The sequence below is a fragment of the Prevotella melaninogenica genome, from assembly GCF_018128065.1.
In the GTDB taxonomy this organism is placed as follows: Bacteria; Bacteroidota; Bacteroidia; order Bacteroidales; family Bacteroidaceae; genus Prevotella.
Map to the genome: position 1 here is coordinate 393,173 of NZ_CP072360.1, position 21,558 is coordinate 414,730.

Annotated in this window: 14 protein-coding genes; 5 read left to right on the forward strand and 9 right to left on the reverse strand. The window is 41.3% G+C overall.

Going from position 1 to position 21,558, the window contains the following annotated elements; all coding sequences use genetic code 11:
- Positions 1-146 precede the first annotated feature (146 nt).
- Entirely contained in the window at positions 147-1,376 is a 1,230-nt protein-coding gene (locus J5A56_RS07515) for an MFS transporter (RefSeq protein WP_021670601.1), read from the forward strand.
- A gap of 310 nt (positions 1,377-1,686) precedes the next feature.
- Positions 1,687-4,272 carry a beta-N-acetylglucosaminidase domain-containing protein gene (locus tag J5A56_RS07520; RefSeq protein WP_021670602.1) on the forward strand — a complete coding sequence of 862 codons (2,586 nt, stop codon included), beginning with the start codon at positions 1,687-1,689 and terminating at the stop codon, positions 4,270-4,272.
- 158 nt (positions 4,273-4,430) lie between these two features.
- Here J5A56_RS07520 and J5A56_RS07525 read toward each other — a convergent pair whose 3' ends face one another.
- Positions 4,431-4,979: a hypothetical protein gene (locus J5A56_RS07525; protein ID WP_021670603.1), complete on the reverse strand. Its 549-nt coding sequence runs from the start codon at positions 4,977-4,979 to the stop codon at positions 4,431-4,433.
- Positions 4,980-5,511: 532 nt separating this feature from the next.
- Here J5A56_RS07525 and J5A56_RS07530 point away from each other — a divergent pair.
- On the forward strand, positions 5,512-7,392 hold the full coding sequence (locus J5A56_RS07530; RefSeq protein ID WP_211815584.1) for an IS1634 family transposase: 1,881 nt from the start codon (positions 5,512-5,514) through the stop codon (positions 7,390-7,392).
- A gap of 378 nt (positions 7,393-7,770) precedes the next feature.
- Here J5A56_RS07530 and J5A56_RS07535 read toward each other — a convergent pair whose 3' ends face one another.
- The 3 genes from J5A56_RS07535 to J5A56_RS07545 all read right to left on the reverse strand — a co-directional run bounded on the left by J5A56_RS07535 (position 7,771) and on the right by J5A56_RS07545 (position 10,512).
- On the reverse strand, positions 7,771-8,289 hold the full coding sequence (locus J5A56_RS07535; protein WP_021672447.1) for a TIGR00730 family Rossman fold protein: 519 nt from the start codon (positions 8,287-8,289) through the stop codon (positions 7,771-7,773).
- A gap of 12 nt (positions 8,290-8,301) precedes the next feature.
- On the reverse strand, positions 8,302-9,492 hold the full coding sequence (locus J5A56_RS07540) for an FprA family A-type flavoprotein (RefSeq protein WP_021672448.1): 1,191 nt from the start codon (positions 9,490-9,492) through the stop codon (positions 8,302-8,304).
- A gap of 81 nt (positions 9,493-9,573) precedes the next feature.
- A complete protein-coding gene (locus J5A56_RS07545) occupies positions 9,574-10,512 on the reverse strand; it encodes a carbohydrate kinase family protein (protein ID WP_036920142.1) in 939 nt (312 codons plus the stop codon).
- Positions 10,513-10,652: 140 nt separating this feature from the next.
- Here J5A56_RS07545 and J5A56_RS07550 point away from each other — a divergent pair, with 140 nt between their 5' ends.
- Together J5A56_RS07550 and J5A56_RS07555 are read left to right on the forward strand one after the other, a co-directional pair.
- Positions 10,653-11,894 (forward strand): M16 family metallopeptidase, encoded by a 1,242-nt coding sequence (locus tag J5A56_RS07550; protein ID WP_021672450.1) that lies wholly within the window; start codon positions 10,653-10,655, stop codon positions 11,892-11,894.
- A 110-nt stretch (positions 11,895-12,004) separates the two neighbouring features.
- Entirely contained in the window at positions 12,005-13,276 is a 1,272-nt protein-coding gene (locus J5A56_RS07555; RefSeq protein ID WP_021672451.1) for an NAD(P)/FAD-dependent oxidoreductase, read from the forward strand.
- Between the two features lie 783 nt (positions 13,277-14,059).
- On the opposite strand, the gene J5A56_RS07560 is transcribed toward J5A56_RS07555, so the two are convergent.
- The 5 genes from J5A56_RS07560 to J5A56_RS07580 form a co-directional block, all read right to left on the reverse strand.
- Positions 14,060-16,198, reverse strand: coding sequence for a glycoside hydrolase family 97 protein (locus J5A56_RS07560; RefSeq protein WP_021672452.1), 2,139 nt, complete (start codon positions 16,196-16,198; stop codon positions 14,060-14,062).
- A 764-nt stretch (positions 16,199-16,962) separates the two neighbouring features.
- Entirely contained in the window at positions 16,963-17,424 is a 462-nt protein-coding gene (locus tag J5A56_RS07565) for a copper resistance protein NlpE N-terminal domain-containing protein (RefSeq protein ID WP_036920164.1), read from the reverse strand.
- A gap of 113 nt (positions 17,425-17,537) precedes the next feature.
- On the reverse strand, positions 17,538-18,017 hold the full coding sequence (locus J5A56_RS07570) for a DUF4625 domain-containing protein (RefSeq protein ID WP_021672456.1): 480 nt from the start codon (positions 18,015-18,017) through the stop codon (positions 17,538-17,540).
- Positions 18,018-18,200: 183 nt separating this feature from the next.
- On the reverse strand, positions 18,201-18,938 hold the full coding sequence (locus J5A56_RS07575) for a DUF4625 domain-containing protein (protein ID WP_021672457.1): 738 nt from the start codon (positions 18,936-18,938) through the stop codon (positions 18,201-18,203).
- 196 nt (positions 18,939-19,134) lie between these two features.
- Entirely contained in the window at positions 19,135-21,291 is a 2,157-nt protein-coding gene (locus J5A56_RS07580; RefSeq protein WP_036920144.1) for a TonB-dependent receptor, read from the reverse strand.
- Between the last annotated feature and the right edge of the window lie 267 nt (positions 21,292-21,558).

Consider the following 21,558-nt stretch of genomic DNA (forward strand, 5'->3'; position numbering starts at 1 on the left):
CGGCTCGCACGTGTGGTGCGGAGGCTCCACACCCTATAAAGAGAGACTTGTGTCAATAGATGAAATTCAACTTGTAAAAAGCAGTTGATGCTTCATAGTTATACAAGTTTGCATTCTTTGTTTATGAAGATAATATGTACCTTTGCATGTTCGGAGATAAAAACAGACCAATGAAGCTAAGTAATAAGATAGAAGAAGGAAACGAGGAACGTACAGCCTTAGGCATTCTGCTCACGATAAGTTTTTGTCATCTGTTAGATGACACAATGCATTCGATGCTCCCAGCAATTTATCCGATGTTGAAAGATGAGTTTGGATTATCCTTCTTTCAAGTCGGAATCATAACGTTGGTACTACAGTTAACCTCTTCCATCATCCAACCCTTCGTCGGACTTTATGCTGATAAGCATCATGGTTGGTGGCAGTTGCCTGTGAGTATGGTGTTCACGCTTATAGGAATCTTTATGCTTTCGTATGCCGATAGTTTCCTCGTCATCTTATTATCTGTATCATTGTTCGGATTAGGCTCTTCTATTTTCCATCCGCAGGGGTCGCAAGTAGCACAGCAAGCCTCTGGTGGTCGCAATGGTTTAGCACAAAGTATTTTCCAGGTAGGAGGCAATGGCGGCTTTGCAGCAGGACCATTGTTTGCAGCCCTGATAGTGATACCAGTCGGCTTGAGTGGTGTACGCTGGTTTGCGTTTATAGCCCTTCTTTTAGCCGTTATACTGATTTATATAGGAAAATGGCATGTAAAACAATTAAAGGTCGTTCGTAAACGGAGTAGGGCAAGATGGACAACAGCAAAGGCATATACACGTAATCAGATTTATGGATTTGTATTTATCCTCTTCGTATTGATGTTCTCCAAGAACTTTTATACAGAGAGTATGGTTAGCTATTTCACCTTCTTTCTGATAGAGAAGTTTGGGGTATCTATTCAAACTTCCCAACTCTGCCTATTTGTTTTCTTAGCAGCAGAAGTTGTCGGAACCCTTCTTGGAGGCTGGATAGGCGACCGCTACGGACGTAAATACGTGATATGGTTCTCTATCTTTGGGGCAGCACCCTTCACAATCATGCTCCCATATGTGGGTAGTCTTGTTGGAACAATCATCTTGTCAGCCATCATCGGACTCATTATAGCATCAGCCTTTTCAGCAATATTGGTTTATGCAACCGACCTCATGCCTAATCATGTAGGTACGATAGCCGGAATCTTCTATGGACTTTCATTTGGTCTTGGTGGACTTGGAAGTACCTTCTTCGGTTGGTTAGCCGATCAGACGAGTATTCTCTTTGTCTTTAAAGTAAGCACATTACTCCCATTGTTAGGTATTATAGCCGTCTATTTGCCAAAGATGAAGCGTGAGTAAGCTGCATGTTTGCTTAGCCTTCGCTTTTAATAAATTCACTTTGGCAACAATGTGAGGGCTATCTTAGGCAATGAAAAAAGCAAAGAATAGTTTGGAAAGGCTATAGTTAGAGGTTCATTCTTTAGCTAAAGAAATCCCTATTCTTTGCTTTTTGCTATCAGTTAATGGGTGAAATTCATTTTAATTCCTTATCTTTGCAAGTAGAATCCCTTTTCTTTAGAAAGGGAAGCAATCATATTACTATTTAATCCTCGGCTTGTTTAATACGAAAGTATATGGGCAGGTCGGATACCAAATATTAAAAACCTACATGAAACAAAAGAAACTTTTAGTGACCTTCGCTTTGGGCATGTGTGCCCTTACGGCAGCTCATGCACAGGATAATGACTTCGATTTAGGCAGTCAGCGTTCGGAAGTGCAGTTAGTTAATCCTGTTCCTGGTAAGAAGATTGACCATCAGGGACTCGTTATTAATCCTACACCACGTTACGTGAAACTGACAGGTGAGGGAACAGTAGACATCAGTGGTGGTGTTAAACTTGACCAACCGCAGCCTGCTCGTAAGCAGAGTTGGGACTATTGGACTGACCTGAACTTCCTTTCTCGTGCTGATAAGGGTCTTCCAATGAAGATACAATTAGTAAAGATACCAGTGGTTATGGATAAGAATGGTCAGAGTGGTGCTACTGCTGACGGTGCCTACACACTGAAAATTACTAAGAAGGGAATCACACTTCAGGCTGCTAATGACTTAGGAGTGTTCTATGGCATACAGACTTTGCGCCAGATTATGGAGAATCCATCCGTAGAAGGCGGTAAGAAACTTCCTTGTTTGGAAATCAATGATGCACCGGTATTTGCCTATCGTGGTGTTGTTGAGGGCTTCTATGGTACACCATGGTCACACGCTGTGCGCCTTTCGTTGATTGACTTCTACGGTAAGTACAAGATGAATACTTATATCTATGGACCAAAGGACGACCCTTATCACAGTTCTCCTAACTGGCGTCTGCCTTATCCAGAGAATGAGATGAAGGACATCAAGGAACTTGTTGCAGCCTGCAAGAAGAACCGTGTAGACTTCGTTTGGGCTATTCATCCAGGTAAGGATATCAAGTGGAACGAGGAAGACTATCAGAATCTTATGCACAAACTTGACCTCATGTATCAAGCTGGTGTGAAGTCATTTGCTATCTTCTTTGATGATATTTCAGGCGAGGGAACCAACCCTAACCGACAAGTTGAGTTGTTGAATCGTTTGACAAAGGAGTTTGTAAAGGCGAAGGGCGACGTTGCTCCGCTGATTATTTGTCCTACAGACTATTCTAAGTTGTGGGCAAAGGCAGACGAGAACGGACCATTGAGCATCTATGGTAAGACCCTCGACCCATCTGTACGTGTGTTCTGGACAGGCGATGTTGTTTGTAGCGATGTGACAAAGAGTACACTCGATTGGGTCGACAGTCGCATCAAGCGTCCTGCTTTCTTCTGGTGGAACTATGCCGTAACAGACTATGTTCGCAACCTTGTATTGCAAGGCCCTGTTTATGGTTTAGATACATCACTCACCGAGAAGGATATGTGTGGACTCGTCAGCAACCCAATGGAGCATGGAGAAGCTTCAAAACTCTCTCTCTATAGTGTAGCTGATTATACATGGAATCCATCTGATTATAACCCAATCGACAGTTGGGAACGTGGCTTGGAAGTAATGATGCCACGTGCAAAGGGTGCTTACCGCACCTTTGCTATCCATTCTGCCGACACAGAGACAGGCTATCGTCGTGACGAATCTTGGGAAACAGAGACCTTCCGTTTAGCTGAATATACAAAGGAAAAGCGTGATAAACTCTATCAGGAGTTTGAACGTGTGGCTAAAGCACCTGCTGAGATTGAGGCTGGTTGCACTGATAATCTCTTGATAAAGGAGCTAAAACCTTGGCTGACAGAGTTTGCTAAGTTAGGCGAACGTGGTAAGAATGCTATCGAATTGATGGACCTCTATCGTAGTGGTGATAACTTGAAGTTCTGGAGTAAGTATGTTAAGAGCCGTATGTCTGCGGAAGATAAGAAAGCTTACGAGGCTCATAAGTCGGGTACTATGAAGTTACAGCCATTCTATGACTTCGCTATGGACGACCTCGGTGATGCCTTCTATGAGAAGCTTTCAGGCGAAAAGGCATTCACACTACGTGGTATCGGTTCTTATAAGAATCTTAAAACTACCCAAGCTGGTTTGATGTTCGATGGCGACAGCATAACACATTACACCTCTGGTGAAGCTCAGAAGGCTGGTGACTGGATGGGTGTTGCCCTCCCTGAACCAATGGCAGTACGTGAGGTGCATATCCTTCAGGGACGTAACTCTACTGATGATTGCGACTTCTACGACCATGCAGCACTTGAATATTCTGTTGACGGCAAGACATGGAATACCATGTTGGGCGACATGAAGAACCAATATGATATCCTTTGGCAGGGCGAACCAGTGCAAGCACGTTATATTCGTTTGCGTCGTCTCGACTCAGACCGTAAGAACTGGGCTTCTATTCGTTCGTTCGTAGTGGTACCTGCTGGTGCAGCTTCGCTTGAGTTTGAGAATTCTAAGGCTGGAGCAAGCGATGTTCTTCTTGCGTTCGATCATCAGCCTGGTACATCTTTCAAGAATACAGGTGCTGTTTCATTCGAGGTTCCAAATGGTATGACTTCTTACACCTTCATGCTTTCATTGCCAGAGGGCGGTTCTGTCCGCGTTTGCCAGTATGATAAGCGTAACAAGCTAAAGGCTGAATTCACTTCTAATAAGCCTTTCTTCACTGTTGATATGGCAAAGAAAGTAACGCGTATGGAGCTGATTGGCAATGCAGAAGTATTTGAGATTATTCCGAAGAAGTAAGTTGTTGGTTGACGAGTTGACGAGTCTACAAGTAGACAAGTTGCTTGTTAAAAGACAACAATAAATAGAAATAGGGACAAACGATGGCGTTTGTCCCTATTGTTTGTGATATGGTTGAGTGAATGATAAACTGAGAAATAAGACGATTAAGACTGAATTCATTTCTTTACGTTAAAGGTTAACACTGAACCTTTCTTCAAGGTAACTGTGCGATTGGAATTGTCACTAAACATAGGAATGTCCTTGGTGCAAGTCAAAGTTAGGATTTCTCCAGTCTTAGTCTTCTTATATTGATGCTTCAAGTTTTTGATATGTGAATCACAGGCACCATAAAAATCGTTTATATGATAATCTTCTTTATTGATAGTCAGACATAATACGTCAGCATAAGCATAGGTACTGTATTGTACGCTTACGCCGTTAAAATGAGCGTTATAAATCTTAAAGAATTTGTCGCATACGTCATCTTCGTCAGGTTTAACAGTGAAGAAGTATGCTTCTGGAGCTTTACCCTTGACGGCGATTGTCTTGCCCACAACGATATGGAGGTTGGCATAAGCGTCCATAGGTAGACGCTTTTTGGTTCCACATTTGTTGAACATTGAATTCAAAAAAGCTGGTTTGCTCTTGTAGTCCAAGTTGTTATCTTGTGCGTTGGCAGCTATGCAGGACAATGTAAGTAATAAGCTTAAAATAATCTTTTTCATTGCTTAATTCTTTAATGCTGATACATTCATTCATTAGAATTCTGTGAATGTTTGAATTCAATAAATGTTTTTTTTGTTTTTGTTTGTGAATAATAGCTGTTTTGTTGCTGTTCTTGTAAAGTAACATTGATATTGCTGCAAATGTAGATAATAGTTTTTAAATAAACAAACGTTGGATAGATTTTAGATAGGTTGACTTAGTTTTCGGTACTTTCTAACAACAAGTTGCCTCCACTTTGGTAACATTCTACAAGGTGTTTAGCCCTCCGCACCATTGGTGTTAACGCTCCGCACTATTGGTGCTTACCAATCGCACGGCATGTGCTAGGTAACAATACATCGACTTAAGACGGGAAGAAAGGGTCTTAACCCAAGTTTAACTGGCAAAAATATTTTTCATAAATATTCGGGATGTTTTGTGTAGTATCAATTTTATAAATGATTGATAATCAAGCATAGGGTATTGTAACGAGGTGTAAAATCCGATTTGTAGGACACCGTCATATCAAAATTATTTTGTTACTTTGCACTCATGCACGCAAATGTACAGACACGATTCAACCCTGCAACAGGCGACATGGCTCCTTATTATCGCATCAAGGAGTCATATCGTGACGTGCAGGGTCATGTACATTCGCTAATTTTGTTGAACATCGGTTTTGAACCTTCACTTACTGCCGTACAGGTTCGAAAAATTGCATACGCACTTACCGAACGCTTCAAAAACAGAAGTACACCCTCGCTTTTCAAGGAACATCTTGACGGACTTACTCCTATTGAACAGGCAAAGGCTGACGAATGGTGGAGCCGTATGGAGAAAGAAGGTGGAATCGATAGGTTTAACAAGGAAGAGCAGAAGTCGCTGAGAAAATATGAGAACTACGTTGACCTTGAGACGGCAAAATATACTGACGCAAGGAATGTCGGTGCTGAGTGGCTCTGCAAGCAGACGATAGACAAGCTGCAATTAGAGGGTTTCCTGCGCAGAAATGGCTGGACGGAGAATACGATACACACGGCTTTGTCAGCATTGATAGTTCGCACAGTATATGCAGTTTCTGAACGTTCGTCTTATTATTATTTGCGCGATAACTCAGCTGCTGGTGAACTTTATAGTGGAGTTCCTGGCTGGACACCAGGAATCAATTCTCTGTATAAAGTCACTGACAAATTATATGAACTAAAGGAACAGTTAGAGCGTCATCTGTGCAACGTTACTGACGACCTCTTTAAGATAGACAACAAGTTGATGCTCTTCGACTTAACCAACTTCTATTTCGAGGGCAGCAAGCGTAACAGCAACAAGGCCAAGTTCGGCCGGTCAAAAGAAAAACGCTCTGACTGTAAGCTACTTGTACTTGCACTATGTATCAATAAAGAAGGTTTTATACGTTATTCTTCTATCTTGGAGGGTAATACAGCAGACCCCAAGTCTCTGCCCGATATGATTGACACGCTGGCAAAGAGGAAGCCATCACGGACAAAGGATACGCTCGTTGTCATGGATGCAGGTGTTGCCACGGAAGAGAACTTGGAGCTGATTAAAAGAAAAGGTTACAATTATCTCTGCGTATCTCGTACGAAAATGAAGGACTATACACTCAGTGATGATAACAGGAGTGTTACGGTAATGGATGCCCGTCGGCAGAAGATAACGCTGAAAGAGGTTAAGACAGAGGATGACAAGGATTATTATCTCGAAATAACATCTCCTTCGAAAGCTATGACAGAGTCGTCCATGAACAGGGTCTGGAGAGAGCGTTTTGAGATGGAACTGCAGAGAATAAACGATGGAATCTCCAAGAAAGGTGGAACGAAAACCTTTGAAAAGGTTGTTGAACGTACAGGACGTGCCATACAGAAGTACCCATCTATAGCGAAGTTCTATCAGATGAGCTACATAAAAGATGAGAAGAAACCCAAGCAGATGCTGCGCATAGACTGGGAGATAAAAGACCTCTCGGCAATGGAATCTGGTCACGGAGTATACTTCCTTCGCAGCAATGTCAGGGCACTTGATGAGCGCGTGACATGGGAATACTACAATCTCATTCGTGAGATAGAATGCACGAACAGGCAACTAAAGAATGATCTCAACCTCCGTCCTATCTATCATCAGAAAGATGAGAGAAGCGACGCACACCTCTTCTTCGGTTTATTAGCCTATTGGGTGGTAAACACCATCCGTTGTCAATTAAAACGAGAAGGAGAATCCTGTTACTGGACCGAGATTGTACGACGTATGAGCACCCAGAAGCTCGTCACAACAAAAGGGAAGAATCCATTAGGTGAGAACATCGAGATGCGCCAATGTAGTAGTCCTTCGAAGCAAGCAAAACAGATATACGATAAGCTGAACTTAAAACACTCACCATACAAAAAGAATAAAATTTGTAGGACACAGAGCCCATAAGAAAAACGAGGAAAGTACGGTCACTGCAAGAAATAGGCGAAAGTGGGGGTTAAACTTGGGTTAATGACAAATAGTAATACGCTAATGCTTAACTAATATGGGAATGGTTTACCAGACAGTGCTAATCTTTTTATTCCACTTTACTGATGAATTAAAATTATGATACAACGCTGAAAGTTTTCGTTTAATTTTCGTGGTATGTGCAACTTCTATTTTCGCATTCTTACTTGCTTTGTAGACTAAGTGGAGTGTAAAATAGCCGTAAGGTATTGTAAACGTATTCATTTTTGTTGTAGAATATGAAATGAACACGTTTATTGCCTATTATTGCTTTCTTTTGTATTATAAAGTATCTGTAAAATAAATTTTGAAAAATGATTATCTATTAAAGTCGTCGATACTCTTTATCTCTATATAATCGTGGTATTCACCACGTATCATACCTTTTTGCTGGTGGTCATTTAGTAGGGTTATTAGACTATCCCAAAAACCTTTTACATTGCAGAGTGTGACCTTCTTGTGGTGATAACCAATAGTAGCAGCTGATGCAACAGTAAAGACTTCGTCAATTGTTCCAATACCTCCAGGTAGTGCATAGAACTCATCAGAACGTTCCATCATGATTGCTTTACGATCCGATAGGTCTTCACAAGGGATTTCTACGTCAACATAATCACTCACCCTGCGTCCTTCTTCCATAATGCGAGGAATGACTCCGACAGTGCGTCCGCCTGCTTCATGCACCGCCTTACCGATACATTCCATCAGACCGCTATTGCCCCCACCATAGACAAGGGTGTGACCATTCGCCCCAATCCATCGTCCCAACACTTCCGCAGCACGGAAGTAGTCGGGATCAATGTTATTGTTTGCCGAACAAAATACTGCTATATTCATTCTGTTCTATTACTATTCTCCTAAGAGTTTAGCTGCCATTTCGCGTCCTAAGCGGTTGCACTCTTCTTTAATCTCAGGAGTGAGTGCCTGTTTCATCTCTACAGGTTCGCCTACCTTCTCGAAGTGGAGGTGATTTTCATTCCATTCACCGATGGCTGCAACAGCTTTTGAAGCCCATGAATAAGAACCGAACCAACCAATAAGGTGATTCTTGATATCGCGGTTAGCAACCTCCTGCAAGAGTACATCCATCTCATGATAGAGTCCTGCATTATAAGTAGGAGCACCAACAATCAAGCCGCGGAAGCGGAAGATGTCCTGGAGAATATAACTATGATGAGTCTTAGAAACGTTGTATAGGCGGATGTTCTTTACACCAGCAAGAGACGCTGAACGTGCAATCTGTTCTGCCATACGCTCAGTATTGCCATACATTGTACCATAGCAAATAACCAAACCTGGCTCTGTCTCATACTTAGACATACGGTCGTAGAGTCCAACAACCTTGTCAACATACTTGTGCCATACTGGTCCATGAGTAGAGCAGATATAGTCGATATGGATACCAGCAAGCTTCTTCAATGCGTTCTGAACAGGTGTTCCGTACTTCCCAACAATGTTAGAATAGTAACGAACCATCTCCAACCAGCACCAATCTGTATCAATTTCCTGATCGATGAATCCGCCATTTAATGCACCAAAACAGCCGAAAGCATCGCCTGTAAAGAGGTGAGAAAGCTCGCCTTTACAAAGTGTCATCATCGTTTCTGGCCAGTGAACCATTGGAGTCATAAAGAACTGCAGGGTATGATTACCTAAACTCAACTCTTCGCCATTTTTGACTTCGATAGTATTCTCCTTAACGCCATAGAAACCAGACATCATATCAAAGGTCTTCTTATTGCCAAGAACCTGAATGTTAGGATAATATTTACGGAGCAAGGCAAGTGAACCAGAGTGGTCAGGCTCCATGTGATTGATGACCAGGTAATCAATCTGTCGGTCACCCAACACCTCACGTAGTTTCTCTATAAATTGTGTAAAGAAGTCAACTTCAACTGTATCGATAAGGCAAACCTTCTCATCGTCAATAAGATAAGAATTATAGCTAACGCCATTAGGCAGCGGCCATAATCCCTCAAAGAGGTTCTTGTTACGGTCGTTAACTCCTACGTAATAAACTTTATCAGCAATTTCTATCATTTTATTTTTATTTTTTTAGTTTCTTTTTAAAGCTAATTGGGCTTATTAGGCTAATTGGGCTTATTAGGTAAATAAGACTAATTATAAAGCCCCCTCTTTCATCTTCTCACCAAACTCTTTGCTTACATAGTTGAAGATGTCCTTGCAGCAATCTGCAGAAAACGCCAACGCATAGTGGATGAGTTTATCCCACTGCTCCTCTGACAAACCTTTTTCGAGATCAGCGTGAGTAATTCCGTACTTCAACATACCGAAGATGAAACCAGCATTAAAGTTGTCACCAGCACCTATTGTACTGACAACATCTGTGTCAAGTACTGGATATGACTTCTTTATTTCCTTTCCACAGCGCACTTCTACAGGCTGACTACCCTGCGTATAGATGAATTGCTTACAATAGAAGGATATCTCTGCATTATAAACCTTGTCAGCATCTTCCTTCTTGTATATTGTAGCAAAGTCCTCGTGACTTCCACGAACGATATCAGCATAATCAAGGTTCTCAATTAGATTAGGCGTAATCCTGATAACCTCATCCTTATGCGCAGGACGGAAATTAACATCATAGTAGATGATTGCGCCATGTGAACGAGCATAGTCAAGCAGCCCTACTACTTGCGGACGAATTACTGGATTCACCGCATAGAAGGAACTAAAAAGCACGATATCATCGGGTTGTATATCAGGAAAGGTAAATTCTAACTGGTCGTGAGGATGATCTTTATAGAAGATATATTCAGCATCATTCTTCTCATTGAGAAAAGCCAATGAAACAGGTGATTTAGAGTCAGGAAAGGTTGAAACATTGTCAGCATTCACACCATTGTTCTTTAAGAAATCAATAATATATTTCCCGACATGGTCATTACCAGCTTCTGATATGAACGACGCATTGACACCGCAGCGTCCTAATGAAGTAATAGCATTAAAGGTAGAACCTCCTGGAACTGCCTCAACTGGTTTATTATCCTTAAAGATGATGTCTAAAACGGTTTCACCTATACCTATAACTTTTCGCATTTTATTGTGAATTATGTTGTGTCTCACTTTAGTTGTGCAAATGTACTGAAATTTAGGCGTATTACAAAATGAAATGAGTTCTTTTTTCTTTTCCATTAAAGTCTATTACTTTTCATTCTTTTTTCTTAATTTTGCACTCTATGACAAGATATCAAACTGCAGTTTTAGAGAATGGACTACGTATCATAGCCCTTCCAACGACCTCACCAGTGGTCTATTGTGGCTATCAAGTCAACGTCGGGACAGCCAACGAACTACCTAACGAGGAAGGGATAGCTCATTTCTGTGAGCACGTTACTTTTAAGGGTACCACTCGGCGCACGGCAATAGATGTAATCCAATGTCTTGAACAAGTGGGTGGTGACCTCAATGCTTTTACAACAAAGACCGATACGGTTTATTATTCAGTCATTCTGAAGGACCATCTCCCACGTGCGATAGACCTTCTGACGGATATTGTTTTCCATAGCACCTACCCACAAAAGGAGATTAACAAAGAGGTGGAAGTAATCTGTGACGAGATAGAATCTTATAACGATAGCCCAGCAGAATTGATTTATGACGAATTTGAGAATATCATCTTCCGAGGACATCCTTTAGGGCATAGTATTCTTGGCACAGCAGAACGTGTTAGAAACTTCACTACAAAGGATGCACTCCGCTTCACTCAGAAATACTATAACCCGATGAATTCGGTGTTTTTTGTTTATGGAGATATAGGTTTCGACCATCTCATTAGCCTATTAGAGAAAGAAAACAACTCAAAGGTAAAGATGAAAGGTGAAACCGAAAAGCCTGTAGAAACAGCCCTTCCTCCATTGAAAGAATATCAGCCTCAAATAGTAAAGATTGACAAACAAACCCATCAGGCTCACGTAATGATTGGTAATCGTGCTTACAGTATCCACGACAAACGACGTATGGCACTCTACTTGCTCAATAACATCTTAGGCGGACCAGGGATGAGTGCCCGCCTCAACCTTGCACTGCGCGAACGTAGAGGACTTGTTTATACGGTAGACAGTTCAATGGTAAGCTATCCTTCAACAGGTATTTGGGGAATTTACTTTGGCTGTGATGCTGATGATTTAGACGAATGTATGCAACTTGTACGTGTTGAACTCGACCGTTTCATGTCCGTTCCTTTGACGGCTGACGAGTTATCAGTAGCCAAGCAACAGATAAAAGGACAGATCGGCATAGCTTGTGATAACCGTGAAAACCTCGCATTAGACTTTGGTAAAGGTTTCCTACACTATGGTTGGAAGAAAGATATCACTGCACTTTATCGCAATATTGATGCCATTACGGCTGAAGAGATACAAGCGGTTGCTGGCGAACTCTTCCCAGAAGAGCGACTTACAAAGTTGATTTACATATAATTGACATTGCTCTTTTCGTTTAGAAAAGTGCTTTTGGCACGATTATTTCTATAACAGTCAATAGAGACTAACATACAAACGTATAACAAATAATAAAGATAGATAGGATAATGAAAGCGAACATTGAACGCACAGAAAAAAAGAGAATCGTCATCGTTGGTGGTGGACTGGGAGGCATAGAATTGGCTTTCAAGTTAGTAGGTGGTGATTATCAAGTTGTATTGGTTGATAAAAACAACTATCACCAGTTCCCTCCACTAATTTATCAGGTTGCATCAGGTGGTCTTGAACCGAGTAGTATCTCCTTTCCTTTCCGTCGACTATTCCAGGGACGGAAGGATTTCTTCTTCCGTATGGCAGAGGTAAAGTCGGTGGATTCGGTTAAAAAGACCATCAACACGACGGTAGGCGAGATTGAATACGACTATCTTGTATTGGCTTTTGGTGCAAAGACAAACTTCTTCGGCAACAAGGACATTGAGGCTACCACACTCCCGATGAAATCGGTCAGTGAGGCAATGCGACTCCGTAACACCATTCTGCGTAATTTAGAACTTGCGCTGACAGAGGAAGACCCAGTACGCAAACAAGCCTTGATGAATATTGTCGTTGTAGGAGGTGGTGCATCAGGCGTGGAGATTTCTGGTGCTGTGGCTGAGATGAAGAAGAATATCATAGCCCGTGATTACCCTGACCTTGACTCTTCACAAATGCATATCTATCTTGTGAATGCAGGCGACCGCCTTCTTGCGAGTATGGACCCTATTTCGTCAAAGCGTGCAGAACGCGACCTAAAAGAGTTACACGTACATATCCGCCAACCACAGTTTGCAACAGAATATAAAGATGGTATACTGAAGACAAGTGCTGGCTTGGAGATTCCTTCACAGACGGTTATATGGGTGAGTGGTATTTGTGCAAACGCTATCGAAGGTCTTCCTGCGGAGAGCATCGGACATGGAGGTAGACTGCTGACCGACCGCTTCTGTCGGGTGAAAGGCGTTAAAGATATCTATGCTATTGGCGATTTGAGTCTTGTTGAAGGCGATGAAGAATACCCACTCGGTCATCCACAGTTGGCACAAGTAGCAATGCAGCAGGCAAAGACCGTTGCAAAGAACTTCAAAGCCATTTCTAAAGGTAAGGAATCAAAGCCTTTTAGATATAAGAATCTCGGTGTAATGGCAACAATTGGGCGCAACCATGCTGTTGCAGAAATCTCTGGAAAGAAGTTCGGTGGCTTCCCAGCTTGGGCACTGTGGCTCGTTGTTCACCTTCGTTCTATCCTCGGCGTGAAGAACAAGACGTTTATTCTGCTCAACTGGGTATGGAACTATATTAATTATAAGCAGAGTCTGCGTTTGATACTGAAAGCAAAATAAATTAGCTGTCCCCCCACAAGCGAACAGTCTCTACGCTCCTCCTCTATTGGTTTGTGTATATTCGCCAATAGAGGAGTTGCATTTAATAGACTAAAATAGACTATTATTATTTTATTTACAGTCTAATTACACTTCAATCAATCACTTTCCGTCATTTACTTCACCATCAACTTTACACTTACATATCAAAAGCATTAAGACCTAAAATACGCTGATAATAATTTGAAAAATCATTACACTTTCTCAAGAAAAAGTCCTATAAAAACAGTCCCCAGTAAGCATAAATAGCAAATTTGCAACTAACACGTTATCAATAAGTTACAAGAGACTCTTGCAAAAGGTGCTTAATTAGACTTCAAAAGGGCGTTAGTAAGGGTCTTAAAGGGCATCTTTTGCAAGCCAATTGGGCATCTTTTCAAAGTCAAAAGAGCGTATATAGGTTTTATGTGGTACGAAAATATTTTACATATTCTAATCGAAAAAGGAGCAAATTACTTTTAGAAAATACAAAACCTTATTATGAATAGATAGGAAGTTGTCAGTCTTTTCAGTTCACTTGTCTTTTTGTTTATCCTCCGATACGTCTATCATTAATTAAAAAGAACATTTTATATCTGTTATAAGCCTATAAAAGTAGGTACAACGCTTCATAGCAAGGACAAAAAGACCGCAGAGAATCGTAAGCTACTATTCAGCGGATATAACCCTCTGACATTATGAGCCGTTACGCTTCTCTGCGGTATTATATCTTATTTTTAGCTAATACCAATAAAAAAAACTAATTTAAAGTGCTTTCAAGCTGATGGCAAAACCACCTCCGCGAACCTGCTGGAGCTTGAGGACATCGCCCTTCTTGACAGTACGCTTCGTAATGGTATATCCCTTTGGATTCTTTTCGTAATCGGCATCCTTAGCGTCAGCATAGATGGTTGCCTCATACTTACGACCCTTGTCGAGGAAGTCGAGTTTGAGAACACTGAGGTGTGGTGCAATACCAGTCTTTCCACCAACAAACCAGTTATTAGTACCCTTTGCCTTACGCGCAACAGTCACGTAGCGTGCTGGTTCCGCCTCAAGATAACGGCTATCATCCCAGTCGCAAGCTACATCCTTAATGAATTGGAAAGCATCGTTATACTTTTGATAGTTCTCTGGAAGGTCGGCTGCCATCTGAAGTGGGCTATACATGGTTAGATAGAGTGCCAACTGTCCAACGAGAGTTGTGTGTACATAGCTCTTATTATCACACCATGTTGAGAGCTGAGTCTCAAGAATACCAGGGGTATAATCCATTGGTCCGCCCTGAAGACGAGTAAATGGAAGGATAACAGTGTGGTTAGGATCACTACCACCGAATGCTTCATACTCTGTTCCACGTGCTGACTCATTACCAACAAGGTTAGGCCATGTACGACAAAGGCCTGTAGGGCGAGTTGCTTCATGACCGTTTACCATGATGTGATGCTTAGCAGCTTCTTTGACAACGTGCAGATAGTGATTGTTCATTGACTGTGAATAATGGTGGTCGCCACGTGGAATAATATCGCCAACATAGCCTGTCTTCACCGCATCATAACCATATTTATTCATCAATTGGAAGGCTTTTTCCATGTGACGCTCATAATTTTGGGTGCTTGAGGAAGTCTCATGGTGCATCATCAACTTCACTCCCTTAGAGTGAGCATACTCATTCAAGCCTTTAATATCAAAGTCAGGATAAGGGGTAACGAAGTCGAATACGTAGTTCTTCCAATGACCAAACCAGTCTTCCCAACCAATATTCCAACCCTCAACCAACACCTGGTCTAAGCCGTTTGCAGCTGCAAAGTCGATGTATTTCTTCACGTTAGCAGTGTTGGCTGCGTGACGTCCGTTTGGTTTTGCATGTGCATAATCTGTCTCACCAAGCTTAACAGAACTGAACTCATCCGTATAAGCCCAAGACTTAGCACCAGCAATCATCTCCCACCAAACACCACAGTACTTTGTCGGATGAATCCATGAGGTATCTTCAATCTTACATGGTTCGTTGAGATTGAGGATGAGATTATTGGCAAGCATATCACGTGCATCATCGCTCACCATCACCGTACGCCAAGGTGTTTCGCAAGGCGTCTGCATGAAACCCTTTAAACCTGTAGCATCAGGAGTAAGCCATGACTCAAAGGTCATTGTTTTGTCGTCAAGATTTAGGTGCATTGTAGCATAGTTTGCACATGCTGCTTCATGAATGTTAATGTAAAGGCCATCAGTAGACTTCATCTGCAAAGAAGTTTGTACACCAGTATCTGAGAATACAGCAACTGATGAGTTATCCCAGTTTACAGCATCATGGAAACGCTTGCGAATCTCAGAAAGCTTTGACTCCTGTGTTTCCTGCTCTTGTGTATCATAGTCTCCAGGAAGCCACCATGCGGTGTGATCGCCTGCCATAGCAAACTGGGTATGTTCCTCCTTTATAATAAAGTAGTTCAGTTCTGGCTGCTGTGGGAATTCATAACGAAGCCCCATTCCATCGTCATAAACACGGAAACGGATAACAATGTTACGCTTGCTGCTTGGCTGATTGAGGTCTACTTCCAATTCGTTATAATGGTTACGAATGGTGGCAGTTTCACCCCAAACAGGTTTCCAAGTCTCATCGAAAGTTGTTGTCTTGGTACCTGTCTTCTCGAAACCGTCCATAAGGCTGGTTTCTTCCATGCCTTTGCTGGCATGTTTGTTCTTGGCCAATTCCAAACCCAAGTGCGAAGGCTTTACAACAGCCTTACCCTTATAAATCATCTCATAAGTAGGAATACCGTTTCCCGTTAGTGAGAAAGACACGGCAATATTACCATTCGGAGACTTTACAGTCTGTCCGTTGGCAACGCTTGCCCATCCCATTAGTAGCCCAATAAGAGCAATATTAGTTTTCTTCATTGTTTTGTTAAAGTATAATATGGTTATTATTTTATGCCTAAAGATTATCAGCGTTAATATTCTCTTTCATGCAAAGATAACAAAAAGCGTAAAAGACTATCCAATAGTAGCAAAAAAATAGATTACGACTTTCTATCAGTAAATAAAGACTTGAGTGATGGGTGTTGGGTGATAATGATTACTTGTGTTGGGTGTTGGGTGTTGGGCGTTGGGTGTTGGGTGTTGGGTGTTGAATATTGGGTGTTGAATATTGGGTGTTGAATATTGGGTGTTGAATATTGGGTGATAATGTTTACCTATGTACGCTCTCTTTCTGTGTGTGGGGGGTATTATATCGGAGACTTACTTTATCGCTCCAGATATCAGGAGGACCAGAAAAGAAATTATACCAATTAGCTGATTCGTTTTACTGTGTAATCCATAAATTTAATTTTCCTGTCACTCCTATCATTTACAGCTAACACTTAACTTATTGTATTACAGCAAGATGTGCGAAATGTTAAAAATGACAGCAACATAAAACAAAACTTTATGTTGTTATATGTGATAATATCTTTCTTATTTGGGACTATTATTCCAAAGATTAGAAGGGTTTTTTATAATTTGCTTTTAGTGTACCTATTTCCACAACTTTTACTTATTGGGTAGATATCAATGCGTACGAATGCTTATAGAAGATTACTATCATAAACGCAAAAAGGACTTGCACAAGGCATATAAACCTTGGCAAGCCTCTTTATATTCATGTTTTTTACAGATTCTCCTTACTTCAACTTCAAGTCGTAGTTCATATCCTTTGTATTAACTGCTGGCTCCTCGAAGTCAGAGTTAACAAGACGAAGTGTAGAATCGTTTACTACGAGGAAGTTGGTCTTATTATCCTTACCCAACTCGAACTGGTAGTAGGTATTCTTCTTACCCTTAACGTCCTTCTCTACAACCTGATATTTACCTGTATAGTTGTAAACAGTGTCAGCCTCAGTATCTGACTTCATGTAAGACTCAGAAACGCTGAAACCATTTGTAGAATCCTTTGCCAAAGCAACACGATACTTGATACCAGCAACGTCAGCTGCAGGTGTCAAACCCTCGTAAACGGCAGAGTCACCTGCTACAGCTGAATCCTGTACTGCTGAATCTGCTCCCTCGTTGTTTGCAGTAGTCTTGCCATTATTACAAGCTACCATAGCTGCACAAGCAGCTACCATAAACATAATTTTTTTCATAATCATTTTAGTTTTATATGTAAACTCTTATTTAACTCTCAAGGTGCAAAGTTATTGCATTTAATTTAAAAAAGAAGAATGTTTTAACCTTTATTTTCCTTTATGGATAAGATTTATTTAATCTTTATAGCCATTGCACGTATCTGTTGATTTCCCGTTTGGTCTGTAACACGTATAACGAAGTGATAATCACCTGGTTCAGCAGTAGCAGGAATTTTTATCTCTTGACTTGCATCGTATGCTTTACTACCACTTGGGATTGAGAAGTCCTTGTTATAATAGAATGCATTCTTTGTAGCTTCTTTCTTTTGGTCTAACTCACATGATTGTCCCTGTGTGCCATGTGTGTGGTGGTCAAAGTTGTTATGTATCTCAAGATTATAGTTCCCTAATTCTTGATTGTCAGTGAATCGATAGCGGAAAGAGATACTTTCACCGCGATTATAGACTTGGCAATCTACTGGGTTGGCTGTGATACCCTCGTCAGTGATAACAGGTTTCGCTGTATCTTTTACAGTGTCATCGTTACTTGAACAAGCAACTGCTCCAAATAGAACTATGGCGGTTGTTAAACTGAATAAGATTTTTTTCATAATCTATGCTATATTGCTTATTTTTGTGGTTATCTATTTTTTGTGTCTCATCTTTCGTCACTTGAGAGCTACCTTTCTGTAAAGAGAATCACCAGTCAGTCTCTTACATAGGCTTATATAAGCTGAACTGATGAGGAAATCCTCTTACAGAAAGGAAGTGATGTTTATCAAAATAAGAACTACTTATTTGATAACGAAGCCTTCAATCTCCTCAGTCGTTTCGAGACCCTTGCTATCCTTCACAGTGAAGTGGATATCATAGTTACCAGCCTTGCACTCTGCTGGGATAGTAATCTCCTTTGTGAAAGTAATGTTACCATTCTTACCCTTGTAGTCTTTTACCTCTACTTCATATTCCTTATCTCCATGGAACTCTATCTCTATCTCGTTAACAGGAGATGTTGTTACGATGTTGGCGGTGAAAGTAACCTTACCGTTGGCTGTTCCTGACATAGAATTTACCTTCAAGTTAGTTATCTTTGGTGCATTAGGGTTTACGACAACTTTCTTCAAAGTGACCTTGCTATTGACAGACTTTACGCTTCCCTCGGCATTGGTAACTGTAATGGTGCAAGTGTAATTACCCTCTGCAAGTGTTGAAGGGAGGTCGAGATGCTCGTGGAAAGTGGTGTTGAGCACGCCAACATACTTACTACTGTTATAAGCCTTTTCAACCTTATTGTTTGCATCTTTGATAAGTGAGACGGTAATAGCTTTAATCTTAGAGCTTGACTTAATCTTACACTCCAAGTGGATGTCGTGACCAATCTTGCCAAGTTTACTGTTGTCGTGACCAATCTCTACATTCTCAAAAACGATGTTACCATTAGTTGGAGATTCATTGTCATCACTGCATGAGGTGAGTGACATTGTGAACATGCTCAGAAGTGCCATAGCACCCAATAAAAGTTTCTTTTTCATTGTGTAAAATGTTTTAAGTAAGGCTTTCGCCTTGGTTATTTATCTCTATTGTTTATCTCTTTTTTTGTTTTTAGAAAGGATGGCATGGGGACAGTGTGTTGTTGATTCCTGCCCACCATGCTCATCCCATCAACGTCTCAGATTAGTGTGTTTGATCAAGCTTTTATATCTGTTTCTTTACTGAAGTCCTTATTTATCAGAACTCAAAGGTAGCCATTAGCGCAACGTTGCGTCCTGGTTCTGGCACATCAATGAGTCGGTAGTAGCTCGTATGGTCGTAATATCTACGATTGAGGAGGTTTTCTGCATTGAGACTCAGACGTAAAATTCTGTCACCAAAGGCAAAATCTTTACCCGCAGTAAGGTTCAACGTGTAGTAACCAGGTGTTGGGTTCTCTGGCGGAACAATGTTGTTTTGTCTACCTGTGACGTGCAAGTTCATTGCTACAAAGCCTTCGTTGCCAACGTTCTTACTATTGAAGTGATAGCGAAGGGTAGCATCTGCCGACCAAGGAGTAGAGAATGGAAGTGTATAACCTTTCTTTTCACCTGACAGCTGTTCGGCATAGAGATATTCACCCTTGAACTCTGTGTCCAATGATGGCAATATTTTCCAATCTGCTTGCAACTCAAACCCATAGCGGATAACTCGACTCTGTGTATAATAGTACCATTGCAGCCCCTCATAATAGTTTGGTGTCGGGTTCATATAGATGTAGTTTGGGAAATAGTTAAGGTATGGGTCAAACTGAACCGTAAACCTATCATTACCCCAATGAATACCAGCATCCACTTGATAAGACTCTTCGGGATTGAGGTTTGGATTTCCCTTCTCGTATCGGAAGATATGATAATTGACACCATCTGTACCCAACTCCTTTGGAATAGGCACACGGAAGCTTTTGCCAACGTTTGCCTTCAGAATCCAATTACCCGTAGCATAGTTGATACCAGCCGACCACGTGAGACTATTGAACGAACGATGGAGGTCTTGTGAACGTTCTTTATAAATCGAATCGGTAGCACTGACGGGTGTCTTAAACCAATCCGTATAATTGTGGATATTAGTTTTTACGTGATCATAACGCACACCAGCATTTATAATCAGATCTTTCTTGATGGTGAAACGATCAAAAGCATAGGCACCGAAAGATGTTGTTTCAAAGTCTGGAATGATAAAACCCCATCCTGCACGGTGGTTATGCTGATATTCACCATTGAGTCCTGCCGATAGTCTGTGTCGTTCATTCAAATCGAATCGCGTCATAAGATTTGCCGTGTAAGTATCTTTCTTGAACTCACGCTCCAGTGTATTCGGTGGTGTTGGCATATAACCATGCGCTATGGGTTCAGTAAGTTCCTTACGATGGTTGTTCTGATAGGCAAGATTTGCTTCTAAAGAAAGCTTTCCCTGTTGGTAAACCGTATGGCTCATTACCTTCAAATGATTCACACTTTGGTAAGGTAAGTCGATGTCACGACGTGATTTATCATAGTCAATGCTCGACAGTCTCACCTCTAATCCGTGCGCATTAGCAAAGAAGCCACTCTTTGTGTAGGCATCTGTTAACTTGAGCTCGGTATGAAAGTTAGTTCCTTTATAACCAAGTGTCACACTTCCATCACGTTCAAAACCTGCCGTATTACGGAGACGCTTATCTTTGAGTGGTATGTCGTAAGAGAAGTATTGAATACTATTCGTTGGCACTTTATAGTCGGCATAGTCTATGAGTGTCGTATTTAACTTCCAATAGAAGCCTCTGTTGATACCCTGCAAACGAGTAGACAGACCGATTGACTCGTTATTTGTACGCCCAAAGAGTGACACTTCTCCTTGAAAATTTTTCGTCGGAATGTAGTTACCGTAGAGATTGATGACACCACCGATAGCATCAGAACCATAGAGTAAGGCTGCTGGACCTTTGACAACGTCAATGTGGTCGATGGCAAACTGGTCTATTTCCAGTCCGTGATCGTCACCCCACTGCTGTCCTTCATGCTTAATGCCATCCTCTGTAACAACCATACGATTGAAGCCCAGGCCACGTATTGTAGGCTTTGATTGTCCTGATCCAATGTTCATTGCCTTCACACCAGGGATGCCACTAAGGCTCTGCATCAAACTTCCAGAGAAGTTATCCTGCAGAAATTCTTTGCCAATACTGATGGTATTGACCGATGAACTCATCTGAATGTCTTTCTGTCTATTGCCCAATACGGTCACATCCTGCATAACAATACTACTGTCTACGTCAGCAACCAACGGTGTTGAAGTGCCTTTTGACAAGTGATTGTCTGCAAATGCAGCCATGCACACAGGAGAAAGAACAAAAGCTAATAAAGCTTTATTCATTTCCAAATGTTGTTGAATATTGATAAAATGATGGAATATTAGCCCAATGTCATACTTACGTAAAAGCATGTATAACAAGGCTGAAATGAGCGCATTGACGACATAAAGAGGATTTGCTTGTGAGATTTTATTAACCTCTAAATACAGCTTTCGGCTATTACTGCCAAAGCCAATAAGACGCAATTATCCTCTAATTGTGTCTGCGTTAGGGACTGTATCCTTATAATATTATTGAGATTACGGGATTAAGATTATTTTCAAAAACAC